The sequence below is a fragment of the Paenibacillus agilis genome (genome assembly GCF_007786455.1).
In the GTDB taxonomy this organism is placed as follows: Bacteria; Bacillota; Bacilli; order Paenibacillales; family Paenibacillaceae; genus Paenibacillus_B; species Paenibacillus_B agilis.
The window spans coordinates 170,140-183,377 of sequence record NZ_VNJK01000003.1 but is presented as its reverse complement, the minus strand read 5'-3'; the positions used below and the strand labels follow the sequence as shown (position 1 = coordinate 183,377).

The window sequence follows — 13,238 nt, the reverse complement described above, 5'->3', positions numbered from 1 at the left end:
ACCGCGTCTTAAACGATCTTTCCCACTTTTGAATTCAATTACTTCTTCTCTACAGCATGTCCGCCGAATTCATTGCGAAGCGCTGCAACCACTTTGCCGTTGAACGTATCTTGATCTAGTGAACGATAACGCATCAACAATGACATTGCGATTACAGGAGTAGCCGCCTGCAGATCAAGCGCTGTCTCAACCGTCCATTTTCCTTCACCAGAAGAGTGCATAACGCCTTTAATTTCATCAAGCTTCGCATCTTTGGAGAAAGCACGCTCAGTAAGCTCCATCAGCCATGAACGAATAACGGAGCCGTTGTTCCATACTCGTGCTACTTTTTCATAATCGAAGTCAAAGTCGCTCTTCTCCAATACTTCAAAGCCTTCACCGATTGCAGCCATCATGCCATACTCGATACCGTTGTGAACCATTTTCAAAAAATGACCACTGCCAGCTCGTCCACCATACAGATAGCCGTTCTCGACCGCTGTATCACGGAAAATAGGCTCTACATGCTGCCATGCATCCTCATCTCCACCGACCATGTAGCTAGCTCCGTTGCGAGCCCCTTCCATACCACCGGACGTGCCGACATCCATGAAGCGAATGCTTTTCTCTTTCAACTGTTCGTAGCGACGGATCGATTCTTTAAAGTGTGAGTTACCCGCTTCGATGATGATATCGCCTGCAGACAGCAGTGGCGTTAATTGATCGATGACAGAGTCAACCACACCATGAGGTACCATGATCCACAATACTCTTGGCGTTTCCATTGCCTGCACCAATTCCTCAAGCGTGTAAGCACCCGTGGCGCCAAAAGACTTCATTTCATCTACTGCTTGCTTGTTAAGGTCGAATGCAACAACCTCATGCTTATGGTCGAGCAAGTTCTGGCCAAGATTGTGGCCCATTTTTCCTAATCCAACTAATCCTACTTTCATGTTGTTTCCCTCCACCAATGTTCTTTATATTGTTTATATTGCAAATAGCATCAACGCTAATGTTCTAGACTTTTTCATACCTGATATTTAACCAATACACATGCAACCACTTTGAAAAAGTATTTATAGACTGCGATGCACGGTACATTGTGGAATACTTGTGCAAGACCTGTGCAATACCTCTGCAATTCCGCTAGCGAGCGCCATGGACGTTATTTTCGTGAAATAGCCCATTCCAGATTTGTAACGGTTGTAGTCGAGCTTATTTTAGTAAAAATGGTGAATGATATCGCTCACTCTGACAATTAAGCTCACTGACGCCCGTTACATTTCAAAATCGATCCACATCCACGGAATAACCTCTGTGGCAACCGTTGTGCAATTGTTGCACTGCTTCTGCTTCGAATCTATGACTCAGCTTTGCACCTAGGACGCTCGACTACCTCGATGCGCTGTTGCAGTCACTTCCTTCGGTATAGGTTTCTTGCCTTCTAACAGGTAGATACCCAATAAAACGCGGAAACCGTGAAACCGTCGTGCCCAATCAGGCCATTACAGGTTGCTTTTTCAGGTTCTCCCCACTCTTAACAGCAGGCTCAACTTCCGAATCCAACCACCATGTGTTGCCGTCTTGACCAACGAGCCCTTCCGATGCGGCCGGACCATAGCTTCCTGATTTGTATTTGTACAAGGGAACGAGATTCTCCTCGAAAGCTTCAAGAATAGGCTGTACAAACTTCCAAGACAACTCAACTTCATCCCAATGTGCAAAGAAGGAAGCATCACCACGAAAAGCATCATAAATCAAATTCTCATAGGCTTCCGGCATCTCTTTTGCAACTTTGTAGTCAATTTGAATTGGTTCAACGCCTTCGCCTTTTGCAACATTTTTGCTATTCAACTGGAGCGTAATTCGCTCCTCAGGGCTAATTTCGATGACCAGTAGATTCGGACGTTCTGGTTCAGATGGATCTTGCGTATAATATTTGTTCATCGGGTCCTTGAACTCGATCACAATTCGAGTAGACTTCTCTTTCATTCGCTTGCCCGTACGGATATAGAACGGAACTTCACTCCAGAACGTGTCATCAATCCATAGACGCGCTGCAAGGAACGTATCATTTTGCGAAGAAGAATCAATACCCGGCTCATCGATATAGCTCACGACTGGCTTGTCATTAACCGTTCCTACTTCATACTGACCACGAACAACAGAGGCAGCCACCTCTTCCTTCTGTAGAGGACGAAGAGCTTCCAGCACTCTTTTCTTACGATTGCGGATATCCTCTGCCTTACTTCCTTTAGGCAAATGCATCGCGATCATCATAAGCAGCTGCAGCATATGATTTTGGAACATATCACGGATAGCTCCAGCCTGATCATAGTACTCTGCTCGGCCTTCCAACCCTACCGTTTCACTTGCTGTAATCTGCACATTATTAATGTAGCGATTATTCCAAAGCGCATGCAGGACTGGGTTGGAAATTTCCAACACTTCAAGGTTCTGAACCATCGTCTTGCCTAAGTAATGGTCAATGCGGAACACTTCATCTTCTGCAAATGCCTTGCTCAGACGCTTATTTAATTCACGAGCAGATGCGAGATCATGACCGAATGGCTTCTCAATAACGAGTCGCTTCCAGCCTGTTGTATCCCCCAAACCACTAAGCTTAATATTTTGAGCAATCGTATCAAAATATTCAGGGGCAACCGAAAGATAGAACATTCGGTTTTGCGGAAGATTCAGCTCAGCTTCTCTATCTGTCACGATCTCAAGCAGCTTCTTATAATCTTGGGATCGTGTTACATCTAATACCTGATAGCGTATCGCTTGCAAAAAAGAATCAAGCTGCTTCGCTGCACTTGGCTCACGGCGAGAAAATGTCTCTAGAGACTGACGTACCGTTTGTTGAAACTCCGTATGCTCAATCTGCTTTCTCCCCATACCGATAATGGAGAATGCAGACGGCATCTTCCCATCTATATAAAGGTTAAATAGAGCGGGGAATATTTTTCGCTTCGCTAAGTCGCCTGTCGAGCCGAACAGGACAAAAGTTGCTGGTTCCATCTCTTTCTCCTCCTTATATGCAAACAACCTTACATTAACTGGTTTATATTTATGATGTTAGTTACTTTTTATAACCTATTTACTTTACGAAAACATCATACCCCTCTCGGAATCATTCGTCAACCTTTTTTTGTCTAAAATGTGAACGTTAGAACTTTCTCTTTCTTGTTAGCGTTTTCTATGATAAAGTATGCTAAATTTACAAATCATAATTGGTGATAACCTGATTACTATTAATAACTAGATGAAGGAGGAAATAGAGATGGATGAGGAAAAGAAGAGAAAAGAAGACTGCCCTTTATGCGATAAGATCGAATATTCGTATCAGTTAATCGGGAAAAAGTGGATTGGATTAATTATTCATACACTACTGGATGGGCCTAAACGATTCAGTGAGATTCACGCCTATATTCCTGACCTCAGCAAGCGCGTGCTGAACGAACGCATCAAGGAGCTAGAAGACTGCGGAATCATCAATCGAAATGTTATTCCTACTCGCCCGATCCGTACCGAGTATTCACTTACGATAAAAGGAACGGAATTAGGAAAGGCACTTGTGCCTGTAGAGCAATGGGCAAAAAAGTGGCTGTAAGCCTTTCTACCACACATCATCGCTACCAGCAAACAACCAACCGCAACTACCAAGACATACGAAAAAGGCGTCCCTCTGCAGCAAGCAGTAAGGAACGCCTTTATTCATATCAACCTTATTTTTTGAAAATACCGAACGGCTTACCAACTGGCAAGAACGTACGACCGAAATGTGTATTCAATACCGCTGCTGCGGAACCGTAGAAGCTGAGCAATGCGATCAACAACTCGGATACAGCCGCAAGCGTATGCGAGAATGGCGACATGATGCCAAATGCATCAAGGGAAAGACCTATGAACAAGAAGTCGATTAGCACGAAAATAAAGAACAATACTTTATGTGTTTCCATTGCGCCAATTGTCATGAAGATCGTGAAGATCAAGTAACCAACGAATGCCATACCAAGCTGATGTGTATCAGCCGCTTGTGCCATAGACTCACCGAACATACCATGTTGGATCATCCATGTCATCGATACCCCAAGCCAGAAGAATGCATATGCACCGAAAGCAGTCGTACCAAACGTATTGTTTTTCTTAGCATCGTGAATACATGCGAACAACTGTGCAAATGCACCCAAGAAGATCGCCCATGGAATAATAAGCGAAGTTCCTTCTGTCCATCCGAGCTTCTGGGAAGAAGCGACGAGTGTAACGATTGCCAAGCCGAACAAACCGATAGCACTTGGATCTGCCGTCGTAATTTTTACTTTTTGCTCTGTCTGCATTTTCAATAATACCCCTATCCATTGTTTATCTATTTACATACTCCGAAAAAAAACACCAAGAGATATTCTATCACACCGCACTACTGGTGAATATATCAAATACACTTGTAACAATTTACATTTCACTGCATTTTAAAATATGTGCAAAAAACACCTTTCTATTCACGCCGTCACTTAATCAGAGACAGGAATGGAAAGGTGCTTGTACTGCTCGTTAAATTTGATACGTTTGTTGCGTCAATTTCGTTGATTCCGCTGAATAAGTACAACAGTTATACCGCTGGAATCGATTCAATTAATTATCGAGGGATTGCGACAACTTGGCTTGCACAGACTGAAGCTTCTGTTGAGACGAAGCTTCCCGATCACGCCGATCATCGATCTTGATGCTAGTGGACACTCTTGCTGCTCCCGCTTCGAACGTCGATTCATGCAGCACGCGAATGACTTCCAATACTCGCTCAAGGGGACCTTCAATAATCGTGCTCATCGAAGTTAATTCGTAGCTTATTCCCTCCTGTTGAGCAAGAACCCGCTGCATATGCGCCACATAGTGGCTTAAACTGGTTGATGCTGTACCAATGGGGATTATCGTCACTTCAGCAATTGCCATAATTTTCATCCTCCAATATGTAACTGTTTTATGAAGTTATTCGTACTATAAACGAGGGGGCTCATATCATTTCCATTACCATTTACTTATCCCGTTAAATATTGACAAAACACCCTTAACTCCCTTACATTACCAGTGTCTAGATTTTACTACATACGAGTATAGAAAGACTTATGTAAGACCAGAAAGGAGAAGCAGGAATCTCCTGCAGGTATTTGATGAAGAAAAGAAAATCATCGAATCGGGATACCGTACTGCGAGTTGCGGCTGAATTATTTCTAAAAGCCGGCTATCATTCAACTAGTATGGATGACATCGTCGCAATCAGTAAAGTATCCAAAACGAACATTTATTATCATTTCGCGAGTAAAGAGGCCATTCTACTTGAGATCGTCGATGATGCAGTCGCTTATTACGATGCACGTTCCGCACTTATCATAGCTCAACAGCATGTAGATGTAATTACGAGAATCGAGTTTCTGCTGCGGCTCATTGCTTATGATCCCTATCAACAAGATTGCCGCGTAGGAGGTACGTTTCTGACGTTATTTGCGCAAACCTCGCGCGAAGTGCCCGCCGTGCGTGAGCGGATCGATAAATTCTTCCGTTCAAAACAGCAATTACTAGAGCAATTGCTCGAAGAAGGGATTTCGAACGGTCAACTGCATGTCTCTCTTCCGATTCCGCAAACAGCAGCACTTGTTCTATCTATATTTGAGGGCGGTCTATTCCTTTCAGAGGTGTACCAAGATGGTGATTTGCTTCAGCATGTATTCCAGTCGCTCGAATGGCTGATGAGAGTGCAATCCCCAATGCGCACAACTTATTAATATAGCGCCTCATTTTGTATGGCCTCTATTATTGTTCTACTAGAGAAAAATTCTATTAGAGCAAAAAATAGAGGCCATTATTCATCCTATTTCTCATCATGTTATTCATCACATTCATCACAGTCCGACATGAACTATTTCATCCCTATGCCTGCCATACACATTTAATCACACACATCACCATGTTGACAGTTACATATTCCCCCTTAATAATAGGTAGTGCTGCCTAATCACAGAATAGATTACTAACCGAATTTTAACCGAATCTAATTGAATCCGTTTCTAAAGATAGCAATCCCTTACGGGGGTTCAATATGTAAGCATGCCAAACTTGAATGCTTACATAATCAAATAGAAGCAGCTATTTAATTTCTCGAAATTATGTTTGCCTATTTAATAACTTTTACAAGGTATCTACAATAGAAAAGGCAGATATAAAGACAGCGTTGATCAGCAGCGTTTTCACGCAATCTTCCATATAAGTGAATAACACGCACGATAGCATGGGTTCATGACATGTGTACGTATCACGACTTATAGCATGAGTCCGTGACATGCGCGCCCACCACGAGCTTGTAAATTGACCTCATACTATGAACGCATGACTAGTGCGCAAAAATCATGGGGTCATGGACAAATGTGCATCTATTTTAAGCGAAAAACGCCATTTAGCCGTGAATTCGGACAAATATGCAGTTCTTTTTCTCGATTCGGCAATTAAATGGGCAAAGAGGCAAAAATAAATGTATTTTTGCCGCTAATCACCCAAATAAGCACAGTTACAGGTTAAATAACTGCATTTTTGTCCTTAATCTAACCGAAGGAACCTCCCACCTAGCGCAGCTTTGTCTGGTTCCACATCATATTCGTTCCGCCTAATATTCAATTTGCGTTCTTCAATTTACGTTCTACCAGCTAAGCTAATTAACGTTCTATCAGCTTAAATTAACTCACTCTACCGCTTTCTTTTTCGAGGATTGTCCCGTGTTATCGATATCACAATGGCGTAGCGCAGTGTACCTTTTTTAAACCCTTTTTTACATCTCGCACTACCATTGCCTATCTTTCACGGATAAATGATAGAGAGGATTGAATTTTAAATATGAATCGCACAATGATAATGGCCTCCCTCATGGTAGCCACTTTCTTAGCGGCAATTGAGGGCACCATCGTCAGTACAGCCATGCCCAAAATTGCAGGCGACTTGCAAGGCTTCCATATGATGAGCTGGGTGTTCACAGCCTACTTGCTAGTCTCTTCCGTATCCGTACCTATTTACGGAAAGCTATCTGATATTTGGGGCCGCAAAGCCATCTTCTTAACAGGTATTGCTCTATTTCTCATTGGCTCGACCTTATGCGGCTTCGCTCAAACGATGGAGCAGTTGATTTGGTTCCGCGTCATTCAAGGACTTGGAGCCGGCGCCATCCTTCCCGTCACCAATACGATTATCGCTGACCTATATCCCTATGAGCAGCGTGCCAAAATTCTCGGCTATATCGGTGCCGTATGGGGGACAGCAGGTATTGCTGGACCGCTCGTGGGCGGCTTTATGGTGGACCAGATTTCATGGCACTGGATTTTCTTTATGAACATCCCATTTGGCGTAGTAGCCATGATACTCGTTGCCATTTATTTAAAAGAGGAAAAGCGCACGAACAAGCAACCGCTCGATTTCGCTGGCGCAATTACATTCACGATTGCCGTTACTGCTTTGTTGTACGGTGTACATGTTGGCAGCGAAACAGGAGAATGGCTGTCTGTCAGCGTATTAGCTCTATTCGCCGTATTTATCGTATTTATAATCGCCTTCATCCGTATTGAAGCAACGGTAAAAGATCCGATTATGCCTTTACAGCTATTCCGCAACCGGGCTGTAGCCGTAACAAATGTACTTTCTTTCATTATTCATGTGTTGTTGATCGGCATCGTCGTTTACGTTCCGCTATGGATGCAAGGAGTAGCGGGCTCAAATGCAACACTATCTGGCTTAGCGCTTGCACCTATGTCTATCACTTGGACATTCGGCGCCTTCCTATGTGGAAAACTAATGATCAATCGAGGCATGCGCACCTCTTCGATTATCGGCGGCCTCTTCTTATTTTTGAGTGCCATCGCCCTGCTCTTTATGCAAATAGACAGCAACCATTGGTGGCTGTATGTTATAACAGCATTTATCGGTATCGGCTTCGGTATTTCCGTTACGCTGCACACCGTTGTCGTTCAATCTGCGATCAGCCCAGATATGATCGGAACTTCAGTCGGAACGAACGTGCTGTTCCGTAACATCGGGCAAACGATTGGCGTGTCGCTAATCGGCAGTTATTTCAATGTTCAAACAGCACAGACGATTGGCAGCCATCCAGATAATGCAGGCGATGTCACACCTGCGATGCTGAACACGATGATTCAGCCTGCCCAAGATAGTGTGTCTCTGAGTGAGTTGGTCATTTCTGTCTTGCGAGATAGTCTTGCAAGTAGCATTCATGTAATCTTTCTAATCTTAGTTGTAGTTGCTTTCAGTATGGTGGCACTATCGTGGGGACTGCCTTCACGTAAACAAAAATCATTTGAGCAAGAGGCTTCTACTTCTTCTACGTCAGCATAAGGACTAAGAGCTTCGTAGTAATGAAAAATAATGATGACTTGTTTGTCGAATCGCACTACATCCAAACTGTGAACGATCTTATTCACTGACTTTGAACACTGCCCTTGCAGCTTTGCCGAGTCACTGTTCATTTCAAACATAGTGAGTCACTTATGCCGTTGCCCTTTTACCAGGTGCAGCGGCATTTTAATTTATAATGTACCTATCACAAGGACTTATTTTATAGAAAAAAATTCTCCCTACCTAAAAAACGTAATTTACCTCTGTCTTCAACGTCCCCAATTGTCTTGCCCTCGACCGAAAAAGCGCATGGTATCAGCGTTTTTTCTTGCTATAGAGCCATCTATCTCTTATTGATATAATTATCATCTTTAATCTGTATCTAAAATTTAATGCTCTTTATTATTCAATCCGGCAATTGTTTAGTATAATGAAGACGTTTCCAGTATTATCATTTGAAAGCGCATTTATTGGCTTATTCTTATTATTACAAAACTACTACACCAACAACCTGTACGAGAACATTAAGGAGGTCCTATCCATGTCGGCTGGGGTGTCAAACAAGAACGGGGCGTGGGAGCGATATTTCGGTCCCAATCTTGGATACATTCATGAGCAATACGAGCAGTACCTAGACAACCCGGATGCGGTTGATGCACGATTCCAAGAATGGTTTGAGCAGTATGGTCCGCCACCTGCTTTTGCTAATGAGGAATACACATCACAATCCGTTAACAGCACTGCTTCTACAGTCCATTATGCAATGAGCAGCGGAGAAGCGCTCATGCAAGCAGTCAATGCAGCAAAACTTGCAGAACATATTCGCACGTACGGCCATTTGGCAGCTAATATCGATCCACTTGGCATTAATGCCTCACCAGATATTCGTCGCTTCTCTCCAGAAGCGTACGGCCTAACCGTTGAAGGCCTGCAAGCTCTTCCTGCTTCCATCGTATGGAATAACCATCCTGCCGATGTGAAGACTGCATGGGATGCTATCCAGCACTTGTTAAAGTCTTATACTCGTTCAATTGCTTACGACTTTGGACATGTGCATGATGTGAACGAGAAGCAATGGCTTCGCGACAAAGCAGAACACAAACAAGTTCCTCCTGTCATGACGAATGATGATCGCATTCAATTGCTTCGTCGCCTGATGGAAGTTGAGCATTTCGAGAAGTTCTTGCATAAGACATTTGTTGGTCAAAAACGCTTCTCCATCGAAGGCAACGATGCACTCGTACCGATGCTCGATGAGCTTGTACGCGACTTCGCACGCGATGGTGCCAAACATATATTGATGGGTATGGCTCACCGAGGACGTCTGAACGTGCTTACTCACGTGTTGGGCAAGCCTTACGGCGCTATTTTCTCAGAGTTCCATCATTCACCGAATAAAGATCTGTTCCCTTCCGAGGGCTCTACTGGTATCAATTACGGCTGGACAGGAGACGTGAAGTACCACTTGGGTGCTGATCGCAACTTCGAAGAAAATGAATTCAAGACTACTATTAACTTGGCGAACAATCCGAGTCACCTTGAATTCGTTGACCCTGTCGTTGAGGGCTTTGCACGTGCAGCACAGGAAGATAGAAGCAGCGCTGGATTCCCTGTACAAGACACAGAGAAAGCTGTTGCTATCCTTATGCACGGAGATGCAGCCTTCCCTGGTGAAGGTATCGTAGCAGAGACATTGAATTTCAATAATCTGCGCGGTTACCAAAATGGAGGAACGTTGCACTTTATCGTCAACAACCGCATCGGCTTCACAACGGAAAGTGAAGATTCCCGTTCTACGCTGTATGCGAGTGACTTGGCAAAAGGCTACGAGATTCCTATCATCCATGTGAACGCTGATGATCCAGAAGCTTGTATCGCTGCGGCACGTATGGCGTTCGAATATCGCGATACATTTAAGAAGGACTTCCTCATCGACTTGATCGGCTACCGCCGCCATGGTCACAATGAGATGGATGATCCGACCGTAACACAACCGAAAACATACGAGAAGGTGCACGCTCACCCGACCGTTTATCATTTATATGCAGAGCAATTGAAGTCTCAAGGTGTCGTAACGGACGAAATCATTAAGCAATTGCAAGATGATGTAGACGCTGTCTTGCAGCAAGCTTACGATCAAATGCGCGATACAGCTGAAGGCCAATATCAATCCCATATCGACAAGCTGCCTAGAGCGCATATTCCTAATCCGAAGAGCGCACCAGTTACATTGGAGCAGTTGAAGTCGATTAACAACGGATTGCTGGAAACTCCAGCAGACTTTAAACCATATCCGAAGCTTGAGCGTATCCTGAAGCGCCGTGCTACTTCACTGGATGAAGGTGAAAAGGTAGAGTGGGCTAACGCAGAAGCACTTGCCTTCGCTACGATTCTAGCAGAAGGACAACCGATTCGAGTAAGCGGTCAAGATTCCGAGCGCGGCACGTTCGCTCATCGCCATCTTGTACTGCACGATCATACGAACAACAATACGTACTGCCCATTGCACCATTTGCCAGAAGTAAAAGCATCTTTCGCGATTCATAACAGCCCATTGTCTGAAGCTTCTGTACTCGGCTTCGAATATGGCTACAATGTGTTCGCGCCAGAAACGCTTGTAATCTGGGAAGGACAGTACGGCGACTTCGCTAACACGGCTCAGGTCATCATCGATCAGTTCATCTCGGCTGGCCAAGCGAAGTGGCACCAGTATTCCAACTTGGTTATGCTTTTGCCGCATGGCTACGAAGGCCAAGGACCAGAGCATTCCAGTGCACGCTTGGAGCGCTTCTTGCAGCTGTCAGCGGACAACAACTGGACAGTAGCGAACTTGTCGAGTGCAGCTCAGTACTACCATTTGCTTCGCCATCAGGCAGCAATCGGTGGTACGCGCCTAGCACGTCCATTGGTTGTTATGGCTCCGAAGAGCTTACTGCGCAACCCGCGCAGTGCTTCTCCAGCTGCTGATCTCGTTGATGGTTCCTTCCAAGCTATTGTTGAAGAACCATTGCTAGGTCAAAAGCCTGCTAAAGTTAATCGCCTAGTTCTCTGCAGCGGTAAGATCACTTTGGAGCTGCAAGCAGAACTCGATAACCATCCAGACAAAGACTGGAGCTGGCTGCATATTATCCGTGTCGAGCAGCTTTATCCGTTCCCAGCAGAAGCTATCGCTGAAGTGATTGGCCGTATGAAAGGTCTCAAAGAGATCATGTGGGTACAAGAAGAGCCTCGCAACATGGGTTCATGGACATTCATGGAATCTCGTCTGCGTGCAATTATGCCTAAAGGCGCAGAAGTAACATACAACGGACGCGCTGAGCGCTCCAGCCCTGCAAGCGGCTATGCAGATGTGCACAGCTACGAGCAGCGCAACATTATCGAGCAAGCATTGAACTTGAAATAAATAATCCGAATGTACCGTGCTAAAGGAGGAAGCTACCGTGACAGAAGTAAGAGTGCCTGATTTGGGAGAATCAATCACAGAAGGAACGCTGCACAAATGGCACGTTCAACAAGGTGAAGCAGTCAAGCAAGGCGATATCGTAGCTGAATTGGAAACGGATAAAGTAAACTTGGAAATTAGCGCAGACGAAGATGGTGTTGTTGGTGAGCTTCTTGCTCAAGAAGGCGACAACGTACTCGTTGGTTCCGTCATCGCAATCATTAACGCTGGCGGTGCTGCGGCATCTGCTCCAGCACAAGCTGCTAGCCAAACTGAAGCTGTAACTCCAGCTCCAGTTGCTGCGGCATCCGCAGTCGCAACGGCTACTGCACCTGCTACAGCAGTTGCAGTACCAGCGCCTAGCGCAGACGGCGTACATGCAACGCCATCTGCTCGCAAGCTTGCTCGCGAGCACGGCATCGACTTGGCTCAAGTGCAAACACGCGATCCAATCGGCCGCATTACAACAGACGATGTGCAAGCACAAGGCCGCAACGGAAACGCAGCTCCAGCTGCGACACCTGCACCTGCTGCACGTCCTACAGCAGCATCAGCTCCTCAGTCGAGCGCAGCTGATGCAGAGAACGGCAAGCCTGTTGAGCGCACGAAGATGTCCCGCCGTCGCCAAACGATCGCGAAGCGTCTCGTGGAAGCACAACAAACAGCTGCGATGCTGACAACGTTCAACGAAGTTGACATGACTGCTATTATGGACGTTCGTAAGCGCCGCAAAGATTCCTTCAAAGAGAAGAACGAAGTCAATCTTGGCTTCATGTCCTTCTTCACCAAAGCAGTTATCGGCGCATTGAAAGCATTCCCACTGTTGAATGCTGAAATCGACGGTGACGAGTTGCTCGTGAAGAAATACTATGACATCGGTATCGCGGTATCTGCTAAGGAAGGTCTTGTCGTACCTGTCGTACGTGATGCAGATCGTCTTGGCTTCGCTGGTATCGAGAAAACGATTATCGATCTTGCTGGCAAAGCACGCACGAATTCTCTTGCGCTGTCTGACTTGCAAGGTGGTACATTCACGATTACAAATGGCGGCGTATTCGGTTCCTTGCTGTCCACGCCAATCTTGAATGCTCCACAAGTCGGTATTCTCGGCATGCATAAGATTCAATGGCGTCCAATCGCTATCGACCAAGAACGCATGGAAAACCGCCCAATGATGTACATCGCTCTTTCCTACGACCACCGTATCGTAGACGGCGCAGAAGCGGTTAGCTTCCTTGTGAAAGTAAAAGAATTGCTAGAAGATCCAGAGTCCTTGTTGTTGGAAGGCTAAACCGACCGAACAGGATTAATGAACATATGGATGCTGTAATCCCGTGTAACCTGCGGAATTCAGCACAACAGGGGCTGTTCCGCGAGTGTAGATATTCTATCTACCTCCGGCGCAAGCCCCTGTTTTTTTATATGC

Annotated in this window: 9 protein-coding genes; 5 read left to right on the top strand and 4 right to left on the bottom strand. The window is 45.2% G+C overall.

The window, feature by feature from the left end; translation table 11 throughout:
* Positions 1 to 38: 38 nt before the first annotated feature.
* Together gnd and zwf are read right to left on the bottom strand one after the other, a co-directional pair.
* Positions 39 to 932, bottom strand: coding sequence for a phosphogluconate dehydrogenase (NAD(+)-dependent, decarboxylating) (gnd, locus tag FPZ44_RS19785; protein ID WP_144993079.1), 894 nt, complete (start codon positions 930 to 932; stop codon positions 39 to 41).
* Positions 933 to 1,476: 544 nt separating this feature from the next.
* Positions 1,477 to 3,000, bottom strand: a complete 1,524-nt coding sequence (gene zwf, locus FPZ44_RS19780) for a glucose-6-phosphate dehydrogenase (protein WP_144993077.1) — start codon at positions 2,998 to 3,000, stop codon at positions 1,477 to 1,479.
* Between the two features lie 262 nt (positions 3,001 to 3,262).
* Between zwf and FPZ44_RS19775 the strand changes: the two genes are divergently transcribed.
* A complete protein-coding gene (locus FPZ44_RS19775) occupies positions 3,263 to 3,592 on the top strand; it encodes a winged helix-turn-helix transcriptional regulator (RefSeq protein WP_144993074.1) in 330 nt (109 codons plus the stop codon).
* 115 nt (positions 3,593 to 3,707) lie between these two features.
* On the opposite strand, the gene FPZ44_RS19770 is transcribed toward FPZ44_RS19775, so the two are convergent.
* Together FPZ44_RS19770 and FPZ44_RS19765 are read right to left on the bottom strand one after the other, a co-directional pair.
* Positions 3,708 to 4,319: an acetate uptake transporter gene (locus FPZ44_RS19770; RefSeq protein WP_144993071.1), complete on the bottom strand. Its 612-nt coding sequence runs from the start codon at positions 4,317 to 4,319 to the stop codon at positions 3,708 to 3,710.
* Between the two features lie 295 nt (positions 4,320 to 4,614).
* Complete coding sequence (locus tag FPZ44_RS19765; RefSeq protein ID WP_144993068.1) at positions 4,615 to 4,932, bottom strand: MTH1187 family thiamine-binding protein; 318 nt, start codon at positions 4,930 to 4,932, stop codon at positions 4,615 to 4,617.
* A 218-nt stretch (positions 4,933 to 5,150) separates the two neighbouring features.
* Between FPZ44_RS19765 and FPZ44_RS19760 the strand changes: the two genes are divergently transcribed.
* From FPZ44_RS19760 to odhB, 4 genes are all read left to right on the top strand, one after another.
* Positions 5,151 to 5,762, top strand: coding sequence for a TetR/AcrR family transcriptional regulator (locus FPZ44_RS19760; protein WP_144993066.1), 612 nt, complete (start codon positions 5,151 to 5,153; stop codon positions 5,760 to 5,762).
* Between the two features lie 1,102 nt (positions 5,763 to 6,864).
* On the top strand, positions 6,865 to 8,370 hold the full coding sequence (locus FPZ44_RS19755) for an MDR family MFS transporter (protein ID WP_144993063.1): 1,506 nt from the start codon (positions 6,865 to 6,867) through the stop codon (positions 8,368 to 8,370).
* 541 nt (positions 8,371 to 8,911) lie between these two features.
* Complete coding sequence (locus FPZ44_RS19750) at positions 8,912 to 11,773, top strand: 2-oxoglutarate dehydrogenase E1 component (protein ID WP_144993060.1); 2,862 nt, start codon at positions 8,912 to 8,914, stop codon at positions 11,771 to 11,773.
* 37 nt (positions 11,774 to 11,810) lie between these two features.
* Positions 11,811 to 13,103, top strand: coding sequence for a 2-oxoglutarate dehydrogenase complex dihydrolipoyllysine-residue succinyltransferase (gene odhB / locus FPZ44_RS19745; RefSeq protein ID WP_144993057.1), 1,293 nt, complete (start codon positions 11,811 to 11,813; stop codon positions 13,101 to 13,103).
* Positions 13,104 to 13,238 lie beyond the last annotated feature (135 nt).

What these genes read in the sequence shown, in the direction of transcription:
- gnd (WP_144993079.1), bottom strand. Translation starts at nt 932, where the DNA reads ATGAAAGTAGGATTAGTTGGATTAGGAAAAATGGGCCACAATCTTGGC.
- zwf (WP_144993077.1), bottom strand. Translation starts at nt 3,000, where the DNA reads ATGGAACCAGCAACTTTTGTCCTGTTCGGCTCGACAGGCGACTTAGCG.
- FPZ44_RS19775 (WP_144993074.1), top strand. Translation starts at nt 3,263, where the DNA reads ATGGATGAGGAAAAGAAGAGAAAAGAAGACTGCCCTTTATGCGATAAG.
- FPZ44_RS19770 (WP_144993071.1), bottom strand. Translation starts at nt 4,319, where the DNA reads ATGCAGACAGAGCAAAAAGTAAAAATTACGACGGCAGATCCAAGTGCT.
- FPZ44_RS19765 (WP_144993068.1), bottom strand. Translation starts at nt 4,932, where the DNA reads ATGGCAATTGCTGAAGTGACGATAATCCCCATTGGTACAGCATCAACC.
- FPZ44_RS19760 (WP_144993066.1), top strand. Translation starts at nt 5,151, where the DNA reads ATGAAGAAAAGAAAATCATCGAATCGGGATACCGTACTGCGAGTTGCG.
- FPZ44_RS19755 (WP_144993063.1), top strand. Translation starts at nt 6,865, where the DNA reads ATGAATCGCACAATGATAATGGCCTCCCTCATGGTAGCCACTTTCTTA.
- FPZ44_RS19750 (WP_144993060.1), top strand. Translation starts at nt 8,912, where the DNA reads ATGTCGGCTGGGGTGTCAAACAAGAACGGGGCGTGGGAGCGATATTTC.